Source organism: Falsiroseomonas tokyonensis (assembly GCF_019024325.1).
Taxonomy (GTDB): domain Bacteria; phylum Pseudomonadota; class Alphaproteobacteria; order Acetobacterales; family Acetobacteraceae; genus Falsiroseomonas; species Falsiroseomonas tokyonensis.
In genome coordinates, this window is the sequence record NZ_JAFNJS010000006.1 from 149,379 (window position 1) to 169,722 (window position 20,344).

Sequence of the window (20,344 nt, forward strand, 5' to 3'; positions counted from 1 at the left end):
CTCAGCCCCTTCCGAACAGGCCCGCGGGCCGCGTCAGCAGCACGATCGCCATGATGACGAAGACGACGGTGGCAGAGGCCTCGGGGTAGAAGACCCGCGCCAGCCCCTCGATCAGCCCCAGCCCGAAGCCGGTGACGACGGAGCCCATGATGGAACCCATGCCGCCGATGACGACCACGGCGAAGACGGTGATGATGAAGTTGGCGCCCATGGCCGGGTTCACCGAATAGATCGGCGCCGCCAGCACGCCGGCGAAGGCGGCCAGCGCCACGCCTGCCCCGTAGGTCAGCGTCATCATCCGCGGCACGTTCACGCCGAAGGCCTGCACCAGTTCGGGCCGCTCCGTCGCCGCGCGCAGATAGGCGCCGATCTTGGTCTTCTCGATCACCAGCCAGGTGGCCAGGCACACCAGGACGGAAGCGATGACCACCCAGACCCGGTAGCCGGGCAGGAACATGATCGGGATGTCGATGTTCAGCGCATTGAAGGCCGCGGGCGGCGCATAGGGCAGGCCGGAGGAGCCGAAGCCGTTGCGGAAGATGCCCTCGATGATCAGCGCCAGGCCGAAGGTCAGCAGCAGGCCATAGAGGTGATCGAGCTTGTACAATCGCGCGATCATGGTGCGTTCGATCAGCACGCCGAAGGCGCCCACCAGCAGCGGCGCCAGGATCAGCGCGCCCCAATAGGGAATGCCGGCCCAGGCCAGCAGCATCCAGGCGACGAAGGCGCCCATCATGAACTGCGCGCCATGGGCGAAGTTGATGACGTTCAGCATGCCGAAGATGATGGCGAGGCCGAGCGAGAGCAGCGCGTAGAAGGCGCCGTTGACCAGGCCCAGGATCACCTGCGGCGCAGCCATCTCGAGTTCGAAGAGCAGGTTTTCGATCACCGGGCGCGGGCCTTCGTGGTGTTCAGGCGAGATCGGGGGGTGCCCTCTCCCCCAGATGGGGGAGAGGGCCTCGGATCAGCTGCGGACCAGCGTGCAGCTGCCCTCAGACAGCGGGCGGAAGGCCTGGTCGCCGGCGGTGGTGCCCAGCAGCTTGTAGTAGTCCCAGGCGCCGCGGCTTTCGGAGGGCGCCTTCACCTCGAAGAGGTAGCAGGGGTGGATCTTGCGGCCATCGGCGCGGATCGTGCCCTCGCCAAAGGCATCGTCGCTGGTCGGCATCGCCTTCATCCGCGTCACCGCATCGGTGCCGGAGGCCTTGGCCGCCGCCACGCCCATGTCGCCCGCCGCCTTCAGGTAATGCAGCACGGAGGAATAGCAGCCGGCCTGCACCATGGAGGGGCGGATATTGCCCGGCAGGGCACCAAGGCGCTGGGTGAAGGCGCGGGTCTTGTCGTTCAGGTCCCAGTAGAAGGTCTCGGACAGCACCAGGCCCTGCGCCACTTCCAGGCCCAGCGAGTTCACATCCGTGATGAAGACCAGCAGCCCCGCCAGCTTCACGCGGCCGCCGCGGGTGATTCGGAATTCCGCCGCCTGCTTGATGGAGTTGATGGTATCGCCGCCCGCATTGGCCAGGCCGATGACCTGGGCGCGCGACCGCTGCGCCTGCTGCAGGTAGGAGGAGAAGTCGGTGGTGCCCGGGAAGGGCGTGCGGACGGCGCCCAGCACCTCGCCGCCCTGCGCCTTCACGAAATTGCCCGTGTCACGCTCCAGCGCATGGCCGAAGGCATAGTCGGCGGTGATGAAGAACCAGGACTTGCCGCCGGCGCGCACCATGGCGCCGCCGGTGGACTGCGCCAGCATCCAGGTGTCGTAGGTCCAGTGCACCGTGTTCGGCGAGCACTGCGCCCCGGTGAGGTCCGAGGTCGCGGCGCCGGAATTCAGGAAGACCTTGTTCTTCTCCCGCACCAGCGTGTTCACCGCGAGCGCGACGGAGGAGGTGGGAACGTCCACCACCACGTCGATGCCGTCGCGGTCGATCCACTGCCGCACCACGGTGGAGCCGACGTCGGGGCGGTTCTGGTGGTCCGCCTGCACCACCTCCACCGTCACGCCGCGCTGGGTGATGCCGGATTCCTGCACGGCCAGCTGCACCGCCTGGGTGGAGCCGGGGCCCGAGAGGTCGCGATAGGTGCCAGACTGGTCGTTCAGCACGCCGATGCGGATGGTATTGGCGGCCTGGGCGCGGGCGCTGCGGAAGGGCAGCCCGCCGAGGGCCGGAAGCGTGGCGGCGGCGCCCAGCAGGGTGCGGCGATTGAGCGTCATGTCTTGGTTCTCCCCAAAAAGTTCAGACCCGGCCCGGGCTGTCAGACGCCCAGGTATTCGTGCAGCCGGTCGAGGCTGGAGGCGAGGTCCTCATTCGCCACCATGTCCACGATGCGGCCGTGTTCCATCACATAGTGCCGGTCCGCCACGGTCTGGGCGAAGCGGAAATTCTGCTCGACCAGCAGCACGGTGAAGCCGCGCTGCTTGATCGCCCGGATCATGGCGCCGATCTGCTGCACGATGACGGGGGCGAGGCCCTCCGAAGGCTCGTCCAACAGCAGCAATCGCGCGCCGGTGCGCAGGATGCGGGCGATGGCCAGCATCTGCTGCTCGCCGCCCGAGAGTTTTGTCCCGGGGCTGCGGGCGCGTTCCTTCAGGTTCGGGAACAGCGTGTAGATCTCATCGAGCCCGAGGCCGCCCGGCGCGATCACCGGCGGCAGCATCAGATTTTCGGTGACGTCGAGGCTGGCAAAGATGCCGCGCTCCTCGGGGCAATAGGCGATGCCGGTGCGGGCGATGAGGTCGGAGCGCAGGCCGATCGTCTCGCGCCCCTCGAACTTGATGCTGCCCGCGCGGCGGCCGACCAGGCCCATCATGGCACGCAGCGTGGAGGTCTTGCCCGCGCCATTGCGGCCGAGCAGCGTCACCACCTCCCCCTGGCGGATATCGAGCGAGACGCCGTGCAGCACATGGCTTTCGCCGTACCAGGCCTCGAGGTCGCGGATCTCCAGAATCAGGTGCCCCTGCCCCGTCGCCGGGTGCGTCATGGTCGCGGCCTCATGCATGCTGCGTGCTCCCGGCGATGGCGGGGTCGGTGCCGAGATAGGCGGCCTGCACCTCCGGGTTCCGGGAGACGGTGGCATAGTCGCCCTGCGCCAGGACGCGGCCGCGCGTCAGAACCGTGATGGTGTCACAGAGCCCCTCGACCACTTTCAGATTGTGCTCGACCAGCAGCACGGTGCGGCCGGCGGCCACGCGCTTCACCAGGGTGACGATGCGGTCCACATCCTCATGCGTCATGCCGGCCGTGGGCTCGTCCAGCAGCAGCATCACGGGGTCCAGCGCCAGGGTTGTGGCGATCTCCAGCGCGCGCTTGCGGCCATAGGGCAATTGGCCGGCGGTGAGGCGCGCATAGCCGGTGAGGCCCACATCCTCCAGCAGTTCCATCGCCCGCGCGTCGTAGCGCTTCAGCAGGCTTTCGCCGCGCCAGAAGTCGAAGGACCCGCCGCGTTCGCGCTGCAGGGCCAGGCGAACATTCTCCAGCACCGTCAGGTTGGGAAACACCGCGGAGATCTGGAAGGATCGCACCAGGCCCAGCCGCGCGACCTCCGCCGGCTTCATGCCGGTGATGTCACGACCATCGTAGCGGATCGTGCCGCGCGTCGGCGGCAGGAATTTGGTCAGGAGATTGAAGCAGGTCGTCTTGCCGGCGCCATTCGGGCCGATCAGCCCATGGATGCTGCCGCGCGCGACCTGCAGCCGCACATCGCTGACCGCGGCAAAACCGCGAAACTCCTTCGTCAGCCCCTCGGTCTCGAGGATCGTATCGACCACTCGCGGACGCCCCCAATTGTCTTGTTATGGCAAGGCCCCCGCCGGGTCGGTTGGTCCGATCCTGGCGCATGGCCGATGCGCTTGTTCAGCATTCATGCCGGCTGCGCGCGGGCCGCGCAAGTGGCGGAAAGCATTGTCCCGATGACAGATACGGCCTGCCACAGGCATGCCAGTGGAACACCAGTCGAGCCGCCCCGCACGATTTGACAGCCGAGGCGACCGGCCACGAGTATTTGTCCGGACAAGTAACGGAACCCCTGCCGATGACCGCCCATCCGCCGGCCCAGGACTTCATGGCCGAGGGCTTGGCCATGCTGGAACGCGCCGGCGCCGAGGCCGCCGCCGCGGCGGGGCCGGAGGATGCGATGCGCGCCCTGGCGCGCGGCTGCTTCGATCTGCTGGGCGACCGGAGCGCGCATCTGCGGCCTGGCGCGCTGAAGCCCGGGGAGCGCGACTACTACATCGCCGGAAGCTTCTTCCTGACGCCGGACCGGAAGTACCACATGCTGGTCGGCAACATCGGCTTCCCGGCGGAGCAGGAGCGGCTGATGGTGCCGGTGGATGGCGGCCATCCTGGCTGGGTCTTCGCCAACCGCCGGAAGCTTCTGCTGGAGAATACCGATGAGCACGGCAGCTTCCGCCAGTACCTGAAGACCTCGAAGATGGGGTCGAGCATCTTCGCGCCGATCCTGTTCCGCGGCGAATTCCACGGCATGCTGATCATGGCGGCGCAGGCACGCTACGCGCTGCGGCCGGTGGACCTCTCGATCCTGGCCGCCTGCGCGCAAATCGCAGCCGGCGCCTGGATCGCGCAGGGCGGGCCGGACTGGCTCGCCGGCATCTACCCGCCTGCGAACGCCTTCCGGGTGACCCGCGAAGGCGTCAGTTGAACATCAGCGTCAGGCCAGGCACCGCGACGATCAGCGCCAGCACCAGCAGCATCACCACGATGAATGGGATGCAGCCGGCAAAGATCGTCTCCAGCCCGATGCGCCTGTCGTTCAATGTCGCCTTCACCGCGAAGGCGCCGATGCCAAAGGGCGGCGTCAGCAGCCCCACCTCCACGGCGATCACGGTGATGATTCCGAAGTGGATCAGGTCCAGGTTGAAGGCCATGGCGATCGGCGCCGCGATCGGCGTGACGATCAGCAGGATCGAGGAACTGTCGATGATCATGCCGAGCAGCAGCACGAACAGGATATAGACGAAGAGGAAGCCATAGACGCCGAGCCCCAGCGCCTGGATCAGGTCGGCGATGGAGGCCGGGATGCCCGCCATGGTCAGCATGCGCGAATACATGCTGGCGGCGATCAGCAGGAACAGGATGCCGACCGAGACGAACCCCGTCTCCACCAGGATGCGCCAGAATTTCTGCAGGTTCAGCCGGCGCCGGACCAGGGCGATGACGAGCGCGCCGAAGGCGCCGACGGCGCCGGCCTCGGTGGGCGTGAAATAGCCGCTGTAGAGGCCGCCCAGCACCAGCGCGATCAGCGTGGTGATCGGCACGGATTTCATCAGAAGGCTGCGCGCGGTTTCCTCCGGCGGCGGGGCGACGGTGGCGGAGACGGGCTGCACCCAATCGGGCCGGAAGGTCGCCAGCAGCCAGATCATCAGCATGAAGCCCGCCGCCATCACCAGGCCAGGCACGATGCCCGCCAGGAACAGCCGCCCGATCGAGACCTCCGCCAGCACGCCATAGATGATCAGCAGCAGGGAGGGCGGGATCAGCATGCCGAGGATCGAACTGCCCGCGACGCAGCCCACCGCGAAGCGCGGCGTATAGCCGAAGCGCATCATCTGCGGCACCGCCACCTTGGTGAAGACCGCGGCCGAGGCGATGGAGATTCCCGTGACAGCGCCGAAGACCGCGTTCGCCAGCACGGTCGCCATGCCGAGGCCCCCGCGCAGCCTCCGCAGCAGGTGCTGCGCGACCTCGAAGGTGTCCTTGCCCACGTCGCTGACGGACACCAGCAGTCCCATCAAGACGAAAAGCGGAATCGTGGCGAAGAGGTAGTCGGAAATGGCGGCATAGGAAGCGAGCGCCAGCAGCCGGCCGGCGAGGTCCCAATTCTCCCGGATCAGCCCGATGCCGATGAAGGAGAGGAACACCAGGCCGATGCCGATGGGCACGCCGGCCAGCACCAGCCCCGCCATGATGGCGATCAGCGCGAGGCCGATCTCAATCTCGATCATGCCGGCTGTCCCGTGAAGGCGCGCTTCAGGCCCATCGCCACCTGCATCAGGCTGGCCAGCGCCGCGCCCGCGCAGCCCACCAGGATGGCGAGGCGGATCGGCCAGGTCGGCAGCGTCCAGACGCCCTGCACGCCGAAGAACTCAGCCTGCTCCCAGGAATCGAGGAATTGCGGCAGCGTGGCATCGAAGATCACCCAGAAGACGAAGACGCCTATGGCGGCGAAGACCGCTTCCAGCGCCTGCGCCGCACGCGGGCTGCGGGCCGCCAGGCGGTTGAGGAACATGTCCGCCCGCGTCATGCGCTGCCAGTGGATCGCCGCCGGCAGTTGCAGGAAGACGATGGCGACGATGAGCTTGGCGGAGATCTCGGCCACGCCATCCAGCGGCGCGTTGAAGAAGGACCGCCCCACCACGTCACTGACGATCAGCACCATCATCGCCGCGATCATCAGCGTGCCCAGGCTGTTCAGCAGCCAGAGCGTCAGGCCGAAGGCATCCCGCGGCGGCCGAGCCGCTTCCTCCTGCGCCGCATCGCTGATGCTATCCAATTCCGCCATGCGGCAAGTCCCATGAAAAGCCCTCCCCCCTTCTCAGGGGGGGTTGCGGCACCGCTGCAACGCCGAGGGCTGGTTGGGTGGGGGGCGAGCTCAGGCCGTCCAGGCGCGCCCCGGCGTCGCGCCCCCGGCGCGCAGCCCGTCCATGTAGGCGGCCAGCACCTTCTTCGCCGGCTGGCCGCGGCCCTCATTCGTGCGGGCCCAATCGCCGGCGATGTCGGGCAAGCCGTCCACCCAGCGCTGCCGCTCGGCGGCCGGCAGCACGGAAAGCTCCGCGCCCTTCTCGACCATCTCCTTCATATTGGCCTCGCTGGTCTCCAGCACCCGGTTGGTCAGCGCGGCGGTATAGGCCTTGCCGCCGGTGCGGAAGGCGGCCTGCACCACCGGGTCCAGCCGGTTGAAGGTCTGCCGGTTCATGCCGATGCCGCCGACATACATGCAGCCGATGTTCACCTTGGTGATGTACTTCGCCACCTCATGCACCCGCACCGGGAAGATGCCGGAGGGGAAGGACATGGTGCCCTCGGACACGCCGGTCTGGATATCGGTGTAGTAGGTGGTCAGCGCGCCATTCACCGGCACCGCGCCGGTGCCACCGAGCCAGGTGGCGGAGACGCCGGGCGCGCTGATCTTGCGGTTGCGCAGATCGTCCACCGTGCGCACCGGGAAGGTGGTCCAGAGGTCGTAGGTCTCGGTGCCGCAGGTGCCGAGATAGACCATATTGTTGTCGGTCCAGGCCTTCTGCATCTCCGGCATCTCGGCCGTCATCTTCTCCATCACATCGACCTGCAGGCGCAGGTTGTCGGTGGCGAAGGGCGTGAAATACGTCACGTTCTGCAGCGGCATGGCGCTGCCTTCCCACAGCGTGCCGACGAAGCCGACATCGGTGATGCCGTCCTTCACCGCGTTGCGCGTCTCCGTGAAGCGATACAGCGTGCCGCCAAAGGCCTCGCGCCAGCGGATGCGGAATCGCGTGTTCTCCAGCGCCTGGTTGACCGCCGGCATCAGCGCCTGCTGCATCGCCCAGATCCAGGCGATGGTGGTGGGGTGAGAGGCCGCGATGGTGATGTTGATCTGTGTCTGCGCCGCCAGCACGGAGGGCGCGGCAAGCGGGGCGGCGGCGGCGGTGCCGAGCAAGGCACGGCGGGTAATGCTTTGCATGTTCGTTGCTCCCTGTCTCAGATCTTGCCGAGCGCCGTCAGGATGCGCGCGGGTGTGAAAGGTTGGGCGAAGACGCGGGCGCCGAAGGGGCGCAGCGCGTCGTTGATGGCGTTCTGCACGGCAGCGGGCGCGCCGGCGGTGCCCGCCTCCCCCGCGCCCTTGGCGCCGAGGGCGGATTCCTTCGTTGGCGTCTCCACATGCGCCACCTGGATATCCGGCATCTCGCCCGACATGGGCAGCAGGTAGTCGGCCAGGCTGCCGCTCAGCAGCTGCCCCTCCGGCGAATAGACGCAGTGTTCCAGCAGCGCGCCGCCGAGGCCCTGCACCACGCCGCCGCGGATCTGCTCATCCACCAGCATGGGGTTGATGACCGTGCCGCAATCTTCAACGCACCAGTGCTTCAGCAGCGTGACGAAGCCGGTCTCGACATCCACTTCCAGGTAGCTGGCCTGCGCCCCGTTGGTGAAGGCGAAGGGATAGTCCTTCGGCGTGTAGTGCCGCGTCGCCACCAGCTCCCGCGGCAGGTCCTTGGGCAGCGTGTCACCGCGGAAATAGACGATGCGGCCGAGCTCTTCCAAAGGCAGCCGCTCCGCCCCTGTCGCGCGATCCACCACGGCGCCGCCGCGCACATCCAACGCCTCCGGCGCCGCCTGCAGCATGGCGCCGGCAATCACCAGGATCTGCTCGCGCAGCGCATGGCCGGCCTGCAACGCGGCCTCCCCACCGATGCCCGCGCCACGGCTGGCCCAGGTGCCGCCGCCATAGGGCGTGGTCTCCGTATCGCCCGTGGTGACGCGGACGCGCGCAATATCCACGCCAACGGCACCCGCCACGATCTGCGCCAGCATCGCCTCCGTCCCCTGCCCCTGTTCCGTGACGCCGGAAGCGATGGCGACACTGCCATCGGGGTCGAGCCGCACCGTCGCGCCATCCATCGCGGAAATCCGCGCGCCGCCGATGCCGTACATGAAGGGGGATGGGTTGGTCAGCTCGATGAAGCTGGCGATGCCGATGCCGCGATACACACCCTTCGCACGCAACGCATCGCGCTCCGCCTTCAGCGCTTCGTAATCCATCATCGCCAGAAGCTTGGTCAGGCAGGCCTGGTGCGAGAGGCCCTCGAAGGACAGGTTCGCGTGGTTCTTGAAGGGATAGACGTCATCGGCCAGCAGGTTGCGCCGGCGGAGTTCCGCGGGGTCCATGCCGATGGCCTCCGCCGCGAGGTCCACCAGGCCCTCGGTCACCGTCGTCGCGATCGGGTGGCCCACGGCGCGGTACTGGCAGGTCGGCGTCTTGTTCTGGAAGACCACCGTGGTGCGCGCCTTGTAGCCGCGCAGCGCATAGGGCCCGCCACAGAGGTTCACCACCTGGTTGCCCTCCACGGCGGAGGTGCGGGGATAGACGGAATAGGGGCCGATGCCGGTGAGGTCATCGATCTCCATGGCGGTGATCACGCCGTCCTTCGTCACCGCGGCGCGTGCCGCGATGCGATGGTCCCGCGCATGGATGTCGGAGACCATGCCCTCCATCCGATCGGCACTGAACTTCACCGGCCGTCCCAGAATTTTGGACAGGGCCGCGGTCGCCATCTCGTCGGGATAAACATGCACCTTGATGCCGTAGCTGCCACCGACGTCGCGGCAGATCACGCGCACATCCCCCTCGCGCAGGCCCAGGTGTTTCGCGAACACCGTCTGCATCATGTGCGGCGCCTGGTTGGAGTGGTAGGCGGTGAGCCGCCCCTCCGCCGGGTTGTAGTCCGCCAGGATGGCGCGGCCTTCGAGACACACGCCGGTATGTCGCCCGGTGTGGAAGGTAGCCTGCACCACCACGCTCTCCGCATCGGCGAAACAGGCGTCGGGCTCGCCGCCGACATGCTCGCGCATGAACGCAAGATTGTCGCCGAGCGCCGGATGGATGACCGGCGTCCCCTCGGCCAGCGCCGCTTCCATATCGACGGTCGCTGGCAGTTCCCCCCAGGCCACCTCGACCAGCCCGACCGCATCCTCCGCCTCCGCGCGCGTCCGCGCGACCACGGCGACGACGGGTTCGCCCTGCCAGCAGGCGCGATCCACGGCCAGCGCGTGCTGCGGCGCGGATTTCAAGCCCTTCAGGTGGTGCAGCACACCGACCCAGGGCGTGCACACCTCGGCCATCTCCGCCCCCGTCACCACGCGCACCACGCCGGGTGCCGCGCGCGCGGCGGCGCTGTCGATGGACAGGATGCGCGCATGGGCGTGCGGGCTGCGCAGGAAGGCGACATGCACCATGCGCGGCAGGCGCAAATCGTCCACATACTGCCCGCGCCCGGCCACCAGCCGCTTCGCATTGGGCCGCGGGACGCTGCGGCCGATATAGGAATTGGGCCGATCGACGGAGGAAAGCTCGTTCATGCGCGCGAAACCTCCTCGATGGCGTCAACAATGGCGTGGTAGCCGGTGCAGCGGCAGTAGTTGCCGCTGATCCCCTCGCGGATCTCCTCCCGCGTCGGGCTCGGATTCGCCTTCAGCAGAGTCGCGGCGGCCACCAGCATCCCGGGCGTACAATAGCCGCATTGCAGGGCGTTGCGGGCCACGAAGGCCTCCTGCAGCGCGGCGATGGCGCCGCTTTCCGTCAGCCCCTCCACCGTCCAGACCTCGGCACCCTCCGCCTGCACCGCCAGCATCAGGCAGCCACGCACCATCTCGCCATTCACCAGGATGGAACACGCGCCGCAGACGCCGTGCTCGCAGCCGGCATGGCTGCCGGTCAGGTCCAGCACCTCGCGCAGGAAATCCACCAGATGCATGCGCGGCTCGACGCGGGCGGAGATGGCCTCCCCGTTCACCGTCAGGGACAGGTCCAGCTTCATCTCAATGCCCCTTCAGCGCAGCGGCGGCGCGGCCGAGCAGCACGCGGGCCAGGTGCAGGCGCAGCGCCGGCGGGCCGTGCAGATCCTCGGGCGGGTCCAGCTCCCCGGCCAGTGCCGCCTGCGCGCCCGCAACATCGCCGGCGGCCAGCGCGGCCTCCGCGCGCGGCGTGCGCAGCGGCGTGGCGCCGACGCCGAACCAGGCGAGGCGCAGCGCCCCGCGCGCGGACTGCGCGGCCAGCCCCACAATGGCGTAGTCGCCATGCCGGCGCGCCAACTCCTGCAGCGTGCAGGGCACATCGGCCTGGCTGGCGATCTCGACCGCCGCCAGCACCTCATCCCCGCGCAGCGCGGTCTGGTACAGGCCCTGGAAGAAGTCGCGCGCCGCCACGCGCCGCTCCCCTTCCCGGCTCGCCAGCACCAGTACCGCCTCCAGCGCCAGGATGCAGGCCGGCAGTTCCGCTGCCGGATCGGCCAGCGCCAGCGAGCCGCCGATGGTGCCGCGGTTGCGGATGGCGGCATGCGCGATATGCGGCACGGCCTGCGCCAGCAGCGGCGCGTGCTGGGCCACCAGCGGATCGGCGCCCAGCTCGGCATGCCGTGTCAGCGCGCCGATGCGCAGCCGGCCATCCGCGAAGCTGATGCCGCGCAGCGCCGCGACACCGTTGATATCCAGCAGCACGGACGGGCTGGCGAGGCGCAGGTTCAGCGCGGCGACCAGGCTCTGCCCGCCGGCCAGCAGCCGCGCCGAATCGCCATGGGTCTCCAGCAGGTCGAAGACTTCGGCCAGCGTGGTGGCGCGCGCATAGGCGAAGGGGGCTGGTTTCACCGCTCCGATACTCTCCCTGGACGTCCGCCGCGGTCCGGGCCACGGCTTTGTTATCCGCCAGAGTTGTCGCGCCCGAGGCGTTTGTCCAGCGCCCGCCTCAGCTCTCGAAGATCGCCACCGCCCGGCACCAGCCGCCGGAGGCGCGGGTGATCTTCACCGGCAGGCAGCTGACGGTGAACCCGGTGGGCGGCAGCTTGTCGAGGTTGGTCAGCTTCTCGATCTGGCAGTAGCCGGCCTCCCGCCCCGCCTTGTGGCCTTCCCAGATCAGGCTGGCATCGCCGGTGGCCGCCACCCTGGCCTTGGTGTGGACGAAGGGCGCGTCCCAGGACCAGCCATCGGTGCCCACCATGCGCACGCCGCGCGCCGTCAGCCACAGCGTCGCCTCCCGCCCAAAGCCGCAGCCGCGGGCGACATAGTCCGGCCGGCCATAGGCGGCGCCCGCCGAGGTATGCGCCAGCACGATATCGCCCGGGCTGAGGGTATGGCCGATGGCGTCCAGCGCCGCCCGGACCTCCGCCGCCGTCACCACATGGCCGTCGGGGAATTCGGAGAAATCCAGCCGCACGCCGGGGCCGATGCACCAGTCGAGCGGCACCTCGTCGATGGTCAGCGCCGGCGCGCCGCCATCCATGGTGCTGGCATAATGCCAGGGCGCGTCCAGATGCGTGCCGTTATGGGTGGAGAGCTTCACCCATTCCATCGCCCAGCCCTCCCCATCCGGCAGCTGGTCCGGTGTGATGCCGGGGAAGAAGGCCACCAGCTCCCCGGCCGAGTCCTTGTGGGTGCGGTATTCGATGGCGGGACCGTAGCCAGGCGGGTCCTGCACCACGTCATTGTCGAGCGAGATCGACAGGTCGATGATCCGGCGTGGCATCTTGATCCCCCCATTTCGCGGGTGGCGAGCCTAGCGCGGGATCTCGCGGCGGAGGAAACCCCCCAAACCTCTTCCCTGGGCGAATGGCCGGGTCCGGCAATCGGCGTTGGCGCCCGGCGGCCGGCTCCGGCATGGTCCGCCCCCAGGCGCGGCGGCGCCCGTCCTCCTCCCCAGGATCGTCATGCCCACTTGGCTTCCCCTGCTGCTCGGCTTCCTCACCGCCGTCGGGCCGCTTTCCACCGACATGTACCTGCCCGCCTTCCCGGCGATCGAGGCCGAGCTCGGCCGCGGCTGGGGCGGGGTGGAGGTGACGCTGTCCGCCTGGTTCCTGGGCCTGGCGGTCGGCCAGCTGGTGCAGGGCACGCTGGCGGACCGGCTGGGCCGGCGGCGGCCGCTGATCGTCGGCACGGCCATCTACACCCTGGCCTCGGTCGGCTGCGCCCTGGCCAGCGACATGGCCATGCTCTCCATCTTCCGCTGCATCGCGGCCTTCGGTGGGGCGGCCAGCGCGGTGATCCCGCGCGCCATGGTGCGGGACCTGGCGACCGGGCTGGATGCCGCGCGGCTGATGTCCAAGCTGATGCTGGTGATGGGCGCGGCGCCGATCCTGGCGCCGACGCTGGGCGGGCTGCTGCTGGAATCGGGCGGCTGGCGGTCGATCTTCTGGGTCTCGGCCTGCTACGGCTTCGCCTCCTGCCTGCTGGCCGCGCTGCTGCTGCCGGAGACGCTGCCGCCGGACCGCCGGCAGCGCCAGTCGCCGATGAAGCTGCTGGGCGATTTCGGTCGCATCGCGCGGGAACGCGGCTTCCTGACCCATGCGGTGATGGGGGGTGCGGCCATGTTCATGGTCTTCGCCTTCATCGGCGGCGCGCCGGAGGTCTATATCGCGCAATACGGCATCGCGCCGGCGCGCTTCGGCCTGCTGTTCGCGGTCAGCGCCATCGGTTTCATCGGGCTGACCCAGTTCAACCCCTGGCTGCTCGGCCGCTTCGGCGCCCTGGTGCCGCGGGTGGCGCTGCGGGTCAGCTTCGGCGCCGTGCTGCTGATGGCGCTGGCCGCCTTCACCGGCTGGGGCGGCTTCCTGGGCCTGTACCTGCCGGCCTGCCTGGCCCTGGCCTGCACCGGGCTGGTGATGCCGAATGCCGCGGTGGGCGCGCTGGCGCGGCATGGCATGCGCGCGGGCAGCGCCTCCGCCCTGCTGGGCACGCTGCAATTCGGCCTGGCGGCGCTGGGCGCGGGGCTGGTGGGCGCGCTGACGGTGGATACGGCGCAGCCCATGGTGCTGCTGATGCTGGCCGGCGTTTCCGTGGCGCTGCTGGCGGAAGCGCTGCGCCAGCGGGGCTGAGGCCTACCCGGCCTCGGCCAGGGCAAGCGCCGCCACCGCGCGGGCGATGGCCTCGGCGCGGGGCAGGTCCACGCTGTGCGGCCAGCGATCCTCCGGGGCGTGGAACCAGGGGTTGCTGCCGATCAGGGACAGGTAGCGGCCGCCGCGCTGCTCGATCTCATGCGCCTCCCCATTCGCCTTGCCGCCGGTCTCGGCGGCGATGGCCTCCGCCGGATAGCCTTCCGCCGCCAGACGCGCCGCCATGGCCGGGGCCAGGCCCGCGACATTGCTGCGCACGGTCAGCCGCGCATCCTCCGCCGCGCCGAGATTGGCGCCCAGATGGATCACCAGCCGCGACTCCCGCGCCAGTTCCGGTTCCTGGTCGAAGGCGGCGCGGGCGCCGAAATGGCCGAGCTCATGGCCGCAGCTGGCCAGCGCCACCACCCCGCGCGACCGTGGCGCCCCGGCCAGCGCGCGCAGTGCCGCGAGCCAGGCCAGGATGCCCCCCGCCCGCTCCGCCGTGCTGGTCCACCAGGAGGTGCGCGGCGTCAGCAGCACAAGATTCGGCCCCGCGCCCGGCAGTTCCGCCCGCACGGAGTCCGAGACATCCGGCGCGCGCGTCCCCTGCACCACCAGCCGCGCCGATGCCCCGGCCTCCGCCAGCGCCATCAGCCGCGCCGCGTCATGCCCGGCCAGTTGCAGCACCGGCGGGCCGAAGGGGTGGTCCTGGTCATGCGCATTCAGCGGCGCCAGCCCGTCCGACCGCGTGCGCAGCGCGATCACCAGCCCCTGGTGGCGGCTTTCCGCCCGGGCGCGCGCGAAGGCATTGCCCGGCAGGCTGGCCGCGCCGGGATGCATTTCCGCCACGCCAATCTCGGCCGCGGAACCGATCGGGCCCAGCCGGCCGGCGATCCCCTCCGCCCCGGTCAGCCCGCCATCGAACAGCGGCAGCCCCTCCAGAATCCCCGCCGCCGTCTCCAGCCGCGCCGGGCCGGGGGTCAGCCGCGCAAAAGGGGTGGGCAGCAGCCGGGCGCTGGCGCCGGCCTGTTCCGCCAGGTCGCGCAGCCAGCTTGCGGAGGCGCGGTCGCCCGGGCTGCCGGCGCGGCGCTCGCCGAAGGCGTCGTAGGCGGCGAAGAAACCCGGCGCCGAGTGAAGCTGGCCGCTCATTCCACCGTCACGCCGGACAGCTGCACCAGGCGCAGCAGCCGCTGGTGCTCCTCCGGCCATTTCTCGGCATAGGCGGCGGGGCTGGGCGAGAGGATGATCTCCCCGCCGTCGCGCACCAGCGATTCGCGCAGCGGCGCATCGCCCTGCACCGCCTGCCGCACCGCGGCATGGATGCGCGCCACCACCGCCGGCGGCAGGTTCGCCGGCCCGACGAGGGAGGCGATGCTGGTCACCACCGGCCCGCCTTGCACCACCTCCGCCAGCGTCGGCACGTCGGGCATCACCGGCATGCGCCGCGCGCCGCCGGTGACCAGGATGCGGATCAGCCCGTCCTGCGCGCGGGGCACGGCGATGTTGCTGATGGCGAAGGACCAGTCGACCTCGCCCTGTTCCACCGCCAGCGCCGCCTGGTTGGCGCCGCGATAGGGCACATGCACGCCCTGCGCGCCGATCAGCTTCAGCATGGCGGCCGCGGCCATATGCGCCGGCGTGCCGACGCCGCCCGAGCCATAGCGCAGCCCGTCCCTGCTTTCGCGGCAGGCGGCCAGCAGCGCCGCCGCGTCCCGCCAGGGCGCCGCCTGGCGCACGCACAGCACGGCCGGCTGCTCGCCGATCTGGGTGATGGGGGTGAAGTCGCGCGCCCAGTCATAGCCGGGATTGCGCTGCATCACCGCCTGGGTGATGGCCGTGCCACCGCTCCACAGCAGGGTGTAGCCATCGGGCTCGGCGCGGGCCACGGCCTGGCTGGCGATCAGCCCGCCGGCGCCGGCGCGGTTCTCGATCACCACCTGGCCGCCGAGATGTTCCTGCGCCCGCGCCATGACCTGGCGCGCGACGGTGTCGGAGGAGGAGCCGGCGGCGAAGGGCACCACCACCCGCACCGGCCGGCGCGGCCAGTCCGGCGCCTGGGCGCGGGCGCCGCGCAGCAGCAGGATCCCCGGTGCAGCCAGAAGCAAGCAACGGCGCAGCATGACGCTTCCTCCGCCTTGTTTTGGCGGAAGGCTGGCCCCTTCGTCGCGGCGCGTCAACGCGGCGGGCGGCCCAGCCGACCTTCATCCCGAAGACCTCGAAGCGGCGCGCCGCGGCGGTGCCGATGCGGCCGAGCCCGACCAGGCCGACGCGCAACCCGCGGAGCCGCTTCACCGTCTTCAGCTGGCGCGCAGCCCGCTGTCATTGGACCGGCGCAGCCGGCGGTCACAGGCCTTCACGCCGCGCAGCAGCGTCAGGGCCAGCGTGACCGCATGGTCCGCCACCTCCGTCGTGCCGTAGTCCGGCGTGTTGATCACCGGGATGCCGGCATCGCCCGCCGCCGTCAGCGCGTCCGCCCGGCGCCGCCGCAAAGCCCGTGCAGGATATAGCCGGCGAAGACCTCTCCGATCTCGCGCCCCGTCATCGGCCCATCCGGCGCATACCAGCGCGCGATGTGGTTGATCGCGCCCATGAAGAAGGCGACGGCGAGCTTCGGATCGCCCGGCTGCAGGCCGCCCGCATCCATGGCGGCCTGCACCATCTCCCGCAGCCTGCGGTCAGTCTCGCGCAGCCTGGCGCGGATCGGCTCGGCGTATTCCGGCGGCAGCGAGGTCACGGGCTCGGCCAGCACGGCATAGGACCCGAGCTCGCTCGTCAGCAGGTCGATGTAGTGGATGACATAAAGGCGCAGGCGCTCCAGCGGATCCTGCGTGGCCGCGGCGGCCAATTCCCGCGCCTTGGCGCCGGCATCGAAGGCGATGATCTTCGCCTCGTAGAGGATCTCGTGCTTGGTCCGCACGTAGCGATAGAGCGCGGGCTTGGTGACGCCCAGCGCCTCCGCCACCTCATCCAGCGAGGTGTTGTGGAAACCACGCCGGCCGAAGGCGCGCGCGGCCTCTCGCACCAGGGCGCGGCGCTTCTGCGCGAACTGGGATTCCCGGTCCGGCACGGCGTCCGCCCAGCGGGCCGGCTTCCTCATTGAGATGGTCCTGCTGCTCATCGCGATGGCCGCCTTCCTGCCCGCAAAGCCAGGCCGCGCCAAGGGCCGGTCGCGGTGTTGACTCGCCGGTAACTTCCAATACCATGAAGTCACGCGCCACGTCTCGGCGCGCCGCCAGCGGCGGTCAACGCCGCGGAGAGGGAGGGAACAGGTTCATGATCATTCCTCGTCGCAGGGCGCTTGCCGCGATCGGCGCCGCCCTGTCCGCGCCTGCCATCGCCCAGACGCAGCCGAGTTCCACGCAGCCGGCCTCGACGCAGCCGATCCGCTGCGTCTGCGGCTCCTCGCCCGGCAGCATCACCGACCTCATCGCGCGCATCGTGCAGCCCGGCCTGTCGCGGCGGCTGGGCCAGCCCGTGGTGGTGGACAACCGCCCGGGCGCCGGCGGCAACCTGGCCGCGGAAGTGCTCGCCCGCGCCGCGCCGGATGGGCAGACCATCATGGTGATCTCCGGCGGGATCATGACGCTGAACCCCTATCTGTACCGGGAGCTGGCCTTCGACCCGGCGCGGGACATCAAGCTGGTCTCGCGCATCACCGCGGGCGGCTTCCTGCTGGCGGTGCCGGCCTCGATCGGCGTGGAGGATGTGGATGGGCTGATCGCCCATCTGCGGCGCAAGGGCGATGCGGCGAATTACGGCTCGCCCGGCATCGGCTTCGCCATGCATGTGGGCAGCGAGGTCTTCCTCAATGCCGTCGGCGCCAAGGCCGTGCACATCCCCTATCGCGGCAGCGCCGCGGCCATCAATGCGCTGGTGGCGGGCGAGGTGGATTTCGTCTTCGACAGCCGCGGCCCGCTGCTGCCGCATCTGCAATCGGGCAAGGCGAAGGTGATCGCCAATGGCGGATCGCTGCCCGATATCGTCCATCCCGACCTGCCGCGCCTGGCCGATCGCTGGCCGGAGGTGGTGGTGCAAAGCTGGACCGCCGTCGCGGCCCCGGCCGCCCTGCCCGCCCAGCTGGTCCGCCGCCTGGACGATGCGATGCGCGAGACGCTGGCCGAGCCCGAGGTCGTCGCCCAGCTGCGCCGCGTGGGCAACGGCCCCGCCTATATCGGGCCCGAGGACTTCGTCCGCTTCTACGCCGAGGAACGCGAACGCGCCGCGCGCGGCGTGCGCATCGCCGGAGTGCAGCCGCAATGACCGCCACCCGCCGCAGCCTGCTCGCTGTACCCGCCCTGGCCGCGCTGGCCGCGCCGTACCAGCCGGCGCGTGCGCAAAACTTCCCGAGCCGCCCGATCCGCCTGCTGGTGGGCTTCGCGCCCGGCGGCGCCACGGATATCGCCGCCCGCCTGCTGCAGCCCCTGCTGGGCGAGGCGCTGGGACAGTCGATCGTCGTGGAGAACCGCTCCGGCGGCGGCGGCAATGTCGCCACCGAGCTGCTGATGCAATCCGCGCCGGACGGCCACACGGTGATGCTGGCCAGCCCCGGGCAGCTGGTGGTGAACCCCGTGCTGAACCCGCGCTTCGACTTCGATGCGGTGCGCGACACGGCGCCGATCGGCCAGACCACCAGCAGCCCGCTGATCCTGGTGGTGCCGGCTGCCTCCCCGTATCGGGACGCGCAGGCGCTGGTGGCGGCGGCGCGGGCGCAGCCGGGGCGGCTGAACTACGCCTCCGCCGGTGTCGGCAGTTCCATGCATATCGCTGGCGAGATGCTGAAGGCCTTCGGCGGGCTGCAGATCGAGCATGTGCCCTATCGCGGCAGCGGGCCCGCGGTGACGGATCTGATCGCGGGCAAGGTCGATTTCATGATCGACAGCGTCTCCACCACCGCCACGCATATCCGCAACGGCGTGCTGCGCGCGCTGGCCCAGACCGGCAGCGAGCCCTTCGAACATTTCCCCGGCATTCCCCTGCTGGCCGATGTCGTGCCGGGCGTGGTGCTGACGACCTGGCTCGGCCTGGTCGGGCCCGCCGGCCTTCCCGCGCCGGTGCTGGCGCGGCTGGCTTCGGTGCTGGGCGATGCCGTGCGCTCGCCCGGCTTCGCGCAGCGGCTGCGCGACCTCGGCAGCCAGGCCTATTGGGCGGGGCCCGAGGCCTTCGCCGCGCATCTGGTGGCGGAGCGTCGGCGCGCCGCGGATGTGGTGCAGCGCGCCGGCATCCGGCTGGAGTAGCCCCCCTTGGACCTGCGCGACCCCGCCCTTTATGCGCCCGCCGGCCACGGCGACGCCGCCGTGCTGCTGGCGCTGCGCGACCCCGCCACGGGCGCGCTCGCCTTCCCGCGCACGCCCTATGGCATCGGCGCCAGCGGCACGCCGGCCGAGGCCGCGGAGCCGGTGGAGCTCAGCGGCCGCGCCACGCTGCTGGTCTGCGTCACGGTGCACCAGCCGCTTTCGCCCGGCATGCAGGTGCCGCTGGTGGTGGCGCGGCTGCGGCTGGAGGAAGGGCTGGTGATCGACGGCGTGCTGGAAGGCACGGAGGAACCACCACCGGGCAGCGCGATGCAGGCGGTGCTGGTGATGCAGGGCGAGAGGCGCGCCTGCCGTTTCCGCCTTGTGGGGGGCGCGGCATGAGCGGGCTCGCCTCCATGCGGCCGGTGCGCGTCGTCGGCATCGGCATGCATCCCTACCAGTTCCCCTCCGAGACACCCTATGTGCATCTCGGCCTGACCGCGCTGCGCGGCGCGCTGGCCGATGCCGGCCTCGCCTGGCCCGACATCACCTTCGCCGCCATCGGCACCGGCGCCATCGGCATGGCGGCGGGGCGCGTGATGCTGCGCCATCTGGGCTCCACTGGGCTCGAGGTGGTGCAGGTGGAGAATGCCTCCGCCTCCGGCTCCTCCGCCTTCCGCACAGCCTGCCTGATGGTGGCCAGCGGCCAGCATGAGATCGCGCTGGCGCTGGGCGTGGACAAGTTCGGCAGCGCCCAGCGCGCGGCGAACAAGGACGGCGTGCCGCGGCTGACGCCGGAAGCCGAGATCCCCGCGGTGAAGTTCGCGATGATGGCGCGCGCCTGGCGCGACCGCTTCGGCCTGACGCGGGAGGATCTGGCCCGCGTCGCGGTAAAGAACCACGGCAATGCCGCGCGCAATCCCTATGCCCAGTTCCGCAAGCCGCGGACGCTGGAGCAGGTGCTGGCCGCCAACCCGGTGGCGGGTGACCTCACCTCCCTGCAATGCACGCCGCGCGGCGACGGCGCGGCGGCGGCGATCGTGGCCAGCGAGGAGGCGATCCGTCGGCACGGGCTGGACCGCCGCCGCGCGGTGCGCGTGCTGTCCTCCGTCTCCTCCTCCGAACACCAGGTGGCCGACGAAGGGTGGAGCCTGGTGGAGATGGTGCAGCGCTCGGGCCTCGCGGCGCTGGAGGCCGCCGGCCTCGGCATGGCGGAGATCGACATCATCGAGCTGCACGACGCCTTCACCATCGAGGAGATCGTCTATGCCGAGGCGCTGGGCCTCTGCCCGCTGGGCGAAGGCGCGGCGCAGCTGCGCGCGGGGCAGTGGGATATCGGCGGCGGGCGCTGCGCGGTGAATCCCTCCGGCGGGCTGCTCGGCATGGGGCATCCGATCGGGCCCACCGGCATCGGCCAGGTGACGGAAATCGTCCGGCAGCTGCGCGGTGAGGCGGAGGGGCGGCATCATCCCGGCGCGCGCACCGCACTCGCGCATATGATCGGCCTCGGCTCCGTGGCGGTCGGCCACGTGCTGCAGCGGGATTGAGG

Annotated in this window: 21 protein-coding genes and 1 pseudogene; 6 read left to right on the plus strand and 16 right to left on the minus strand. The window is 70.4% G+C overall.

The window, feature by feature from the left end; genetic code table 11:
- Window position 1 precedes the first annotated feature (1 nt).
- From J3S20_RS20110 to J3S20_RS20125, 4 genes are all read right to left on the minus strand, one after another.
- Window positions 2-889, minus strand: coding sequence for a branched-chain amino acid ABC transporter permease (locus J3S20_RS20110; RefSeq protein ID WP_456305701.1), 888 nt, complete (start codon window positions 887-889; stop codon window positions 2-4).
- A gap of 75 nt (window positions 890-964) precedes the next feature.
- Window positions 965-2,209, minus strand: a complete 1,245-nt coding sequence (locus tag J3S20_RS20115; RefSeq protein ID WP_216838301.1) for an ABC transporter substrate-binding protein — start codon at window positions 2,207-2,209, stop codon at window positions 965-967.
- Window positions 2,210-2,250: 41 nt separating this feature from the next.
- Entirely contained in the window at window positions 2,251-2,994 is a 744-nt protein-coding gene (locus tag J3S20_RS20120; RefSeq protein ID WP_246603053.1) for an ABC transporter ATP-binding protein, read from the minus strand.
- Window positions 2,987-3,763 carry an ABC transporter ATP-binding protein gene (locus J3S20_RS20125; protein WP_216838302.1) on the minus strand — a complete coding sequence of 259 codons (777 nt, stop codon included), beginning with the start codon at window positions 3,761-3,763 and terminating at the stop codon, window positions 2,987-2,989. The genes J3S20_RS20120 and J3S20_RS20125 overlap by 8 nt, the downstream gene beginning before the upstream one ends.
- A 263-nt stretch (window positions 3,764-4,026) precedes the next feature.
- Between J3S20_RS20125 and J3S20_RS20130 the strand changes: the two genes are divergently transcribed.
- The gene (locus J3S20_RS20130) at window positions 4,027-4,653 is read left to right on the plus strand and encodes a GAF domain-containing protein (protein ID WP_216838304.1); all 627 of its coding nucleotides are present in this window, start codon (window positions 4,027-4,029) and stop codon (window positions 4,651-4,653) included.
- Here the strand turns inward: J3S20_RS20130 and J3S20_RS20135 are convergent.
- The 7 genes from J3S20_RS20135 to J3S20_RS20165 form a co-directional block, all read right to left on the minus strand.
- Window positions 4,646-5,956 (minus strand): TRAP transporter large permease, encoded by a 1,311-nt coding sequence (locus J3S20_RS20135; RefSeq protein WP_216838306.1) that lies wholly within the window; start codon window positions 5,954-5,956, stop codon window positions 4,646-4,648. The genes J3S20_RS20130 and J3S20_RS20135 overlap by 8 nt on opposite strands.
- Complete coding sequence (locus J3S20_RS20140; RefSeq protein WP_216838308.1) at window positions 5,953-6,513, minus strand: TRAP transporter small permease subunit; 561 nt, start codon at window positions 6,511-6,513, stop codon at window positions 5,953-5,955. Before J3S20_RS20140 ends, J3S20_RS20135 begins: the two co-directional genes overlap by 4 nt.
- A 90-nt stretch (window positions 6,514-6,603) precedes the next feature.
- Window positions 6,604-7,671, minus strand: a complete 1,068-nt coding sequence (locus J3S20_RS20145; RefSeq protein ID WP_216838310.1) for a C4-dicarboxylate TRAP transporter substrate-binding protein — start codon at window positions 7,669-7,671, stop codon at window positions 6,604-6,606.
- A gap of 17 nt (window positions 7,672-7,688) precedes the next feature.
- Window positions 7,689-10,064, minus strand: coding sequence for a xanthine dehydrogenase family protein molybdopterin-binding subunit (locus J3S20_RS20150; protein ID WP_216838312.1), 2,376 nt, complete (start codon window positions 10,062-10,064; stop codon window positions 7,689-7,691).
- The gene (locus tag J3S20_RS20155) at window positions 10,061-10,522 is read right to left on the minus strand and encodes a (2Fe-2S)-binding protein (protein ID WP_216838313.1); all 462 of its coding nucleotides are present in this window, start codon (window positions 10,520-10,522) and stop codon (window positions 10,061-10,063) included. Before J3S20_RS20155 ends, J3S20_RS20150 begins: the two co-directional genes overlap by 4 nt.
- A gap of 1 nt (window position 10,523) precedes the next feature.
- Window positions 10,524-11,348 carry an FAD binding domain-containing protein gene (locus J3S20_RS31145; protein ID WP_216838314.1) on the minus strand — a complete coding sequence of 275 codons (825 nt, stop codon included), beginning with the start codon at window positions 11,346-11,348 and terminating at the stop codon, window positions 10,524-10,526.
- Between the two features lie 97 nt (window positions 11,349-11,445).
- Window positions 11,446-12,222, minus strand: a complete 777-nt coding sequence (locus J3S20_RS20165; protein ID WP_216838315.1) for a cyclase family protein — start codon at window positions 12,220-12,222, stop codon at window positions 11,446-11,448.
- A 181-nt stretch (window positions 12,223-12,403) separates the two neighbouring features.
- Here J3S20_RS20165 and J3S20_RS20170 point away from each other — a divergent pair, with 181 nt between their 5' ends.
- A complete protein-coding gene (locus J3S20_RS20170; protein ID WP_216838316.1) occupies window positions 12,404-13,567 on the plus strand; it encodes a multidrug effflux MFS transporter in 1,164 nt (387 codons plus the stop codon).
- A 3-nt stretch (window positions 13,568-13,570) separates the two neighbouring features.
- Here J3S20_RS20170 and J3S20_RS20175 read toward each other — a convergent pair whose 3' ends face one another.
- From J3S20_RS20175 to J3S20_RS20195, 5 genes and pseudogenes are all read right to left on the minus strand, one after another.
- Window positions 13,571-14,713 carry a hypothetical protein gene (locus J3S20_RS20175; RefSeq protein ID WP_216838317.1) on the minus strand — a complete coding sequence of 381 codons (1,143 nt, stop codon included), beginning with the start codon at window positions 14,711-14,713 and terminating at the stop codon, window positions 13,571-13,573.
- Window positions 14,710-15,684 carry a Bug family tripartite tricarboxylate transporter substrate binding protein gene (locus tag J3S20_RS20180; protein WP_216838318.1) on the minus strand — a complete coding sequence of 325 codons (975 nt, stop codon included), beginning with the start codon at window positions 15,682-15,684 and terminating at the stop codon, window positions 14,710-14,712. Before J3S20_RS20180 ends, J3S20_RS20175 begins: the two co-directional genes overlap by 4 nt.
- 109 nt (window positions 15,685-15,793) lie before the next feature.
- Window positions 15,794-15,856: pseudogene (locus J3S20_RS31270) on the minus strand (hypothetical protein); the annotation flags it as partial.
- Window positions 15,857-15,861: 5 nt separating this feature from the next.
- Window positions 15,862-16,053: a hypothetical protein gene (locus J3S20_RS20190; RefSeq protein WP_216838319.1), complete on the minus strand. Its 192-nt coding sequence runs from the start codon at window positions 16,051-16,053 to the stop codon at window positions 15,862-15,864.
- Window positions 16,026-16,661: a TetR/AcrR family transcriptional regulator gene (locus J3S20_RS20195; RefSeq protein ID WP_216838320.1), complete on the minus strand. Its 636-nt coding sequence runs from the start codon at window positions 16,659-16,661 to the stop codon at window positions 16,026-16,028. The genes J3S20_RS20190 and J3S20_RS20195 overlap by 28 nt, the downstream gene beginning before the upstream one ends.
- A gap of 176 nt (window positions 16,662-16,837) precedes the next feature.
- On the opposite strand from J3S20_RS20195, the gene J3S20_RS20200 reads away from it, so the two are divergent.
- The 4 genes from J3S20_RS20200 to J3S20_RS20215 are packed head-to-tail and all read left to right on the plus strand — an operon-like array spanning window position 16,838 to window position 20,342.
- Window positions 16,838-17,824 carry a Bug family tripartite tricarboxylate transporter substrate binding protein gene (locus tag J3S20_RS20200; protein ID WP_216838321.1) on the plus strand — a complete coding sequence of 329 codons (987 nt, stop codon included), beginning with the start codon at window positions 16,838-16,840 and terminating at the stop codon, window positions 17,822-17,824.
- On the plus strand, window positions 17,821-18,798 hold the full coding sequence (locus J3S20_RS20205; protein ID WP_216838322.1) for a Bug family tripartite tricarboxylate transporter substrate binding protein: 978 nt from the start codon (window positions 17,821-17,823) through the stop codon (window positions 18,796-18,798). Before J3S20_RS20200 ends, J3S20_RS20205 begins: the two co-directional genes overlap by 4 nt.
- 6 nt (window positions 18,799-18,804) lie before the next feature.
- Window positions 18,805-19,197, plus strand: a complete 393-nt coding sequence (locus J3S20_RS20210) for an OB-fold domain-containing protein (protein ID WP_216838323.1) — start codon at window positions 18,805-18,807, stop codon at window positions 19,195-19,197.
- The gene (locus tag J3S20_RS20215; protein ID WP_216838324.1) at window positions 19,194-20,342 is read left to right on the plus strand and encodes a thiolase family protein; all 1,149 of its coding nucleotides are present in this window, start codon (window positions 19,194-19,196) and stop codon (window positions 20,340-20,342) included. Before J3S20_RS20210 ends, J3S20_RS20215 begins: the two co-directional genes overlap by 4 nt.
- The last annotated feature ends 2 nt before the right edge of the window (window positions 20,343-20,344 follow it).

Bases quoted from the DNA above. Each gene is read 5' to 3' on its own strand.
- J3S20_RS20170 (WP_216838316.1), top strand. From the start codon at position 12,404: ATGCCCACTTGGCTTCCCCTGCTGCTCGGCTTCCTCACCGCCGTCGGG.
- J3S20_RS20130 (WP_216838304.1), top strand. From the start codon at position 4,027: ATGACCGCCCATCCGCCGGCCCAGGACTTCATGGCCGAGGGCTTGGCC.
- J3S20_RS20165 (WP_216838315.1), bottom strand. From the start codon at position 12,222: ATGCCACGCCGGATCATCGACCTGTCGATCTCGCTCGACAATGACGTG.
- J3S20_RS20205 (WP_216838322.1), top strand. From the start codon at position 17,821: ATGACCGCCACCCGCCGCAGCCTGCTCGCTGTACCCGCCCTGGCCGCG.
- J3S20_RS20115 (WP_216838301.1), bottom strand. From the start codon at position 2,209: ATGACGCTCAATCGCCGCACCCTGCTGGGCGCCGCCGCCACGCTTCCG.
- J3S20_RS20195 (WP_216838320.1), bottom strand. From the start codon at position 16,661: ATGAGGAAGCCGGCCCGCTGGGCGGACGCCGTGCCGGACCGGGAATCC.
- J3S20_RS20155 (WP_216838313.1), bottom strand. From the start codon at position 10,522: ATGAAGCTGGACCTGTCCCTGACGGTGAACGGGGAGGCCATCTCCGCC.
- J3S20_RS20145 (WP_216838310.1), bottom strand. From the start codon at position 7,671: ATGCAAAGCATTACCCGCCGTGCCTTGCTCGGCACCGCCGCCGCCGCC.
- J3S20_RS20175 (WP_216838317.1), bottom strand. From the start codon at position 14,713: ATGAGCGGCCAGCTTCACTCGGCGCCGGGTTTCTTCGCCGCCTACGAC.
- J3S20_RS20150 (WP_216838312.1), bottom strand. From the start codon at position 10,064: ATGAACGAGCTTTCCTCCGTCGATCGGCCCAATTCCTATATCGGCCGC.
- J3S20_RS20215 (WP_216838324.1), top strand. From the start codon at position 19,194: ATGAGCGGGCTCGCCTCCATGCGGCCGGTGCGCGTCGTCGGCATCGGC.
- J3S20_RS20135 (WP_216838306.1), bottom strand. From the start codon at position 5,956: ATGATCGAGATTGAGATCGGCCTCGCGCTGATCGCCATCATGGCGGGG.
- J3S20_RS20200 (WP_216838321.1), top strand. From the start codon at position 16,838: ATGATCATTCCTCGTCGCAGGGCGCTTGCCGCGATCGGCGCCGCCCTG.
- J3S20_RS20120 (WP_246603053.1), bottom strand. From the start codon at position 2,994: ATGCATGAGGCCGCGACCATGACGCACCCGGCGACGGGGCAGGGGCAC.
- J3S20_RS20140 (WP_216838308.1), bottom strand. From the start codon at position 6,513: ATGGCGGAATTGGATAGCATCAGCGATGCGGCGCAGGAGGAAGCGGCT.
- J3S20_RS20180 (WP_216838318.1), bottom strand. From the start codon at position 15,684: ATGCTGCGCCGTTGCTTGCTTCTGGCTGCACCGGGGATCCTGCTGCTG.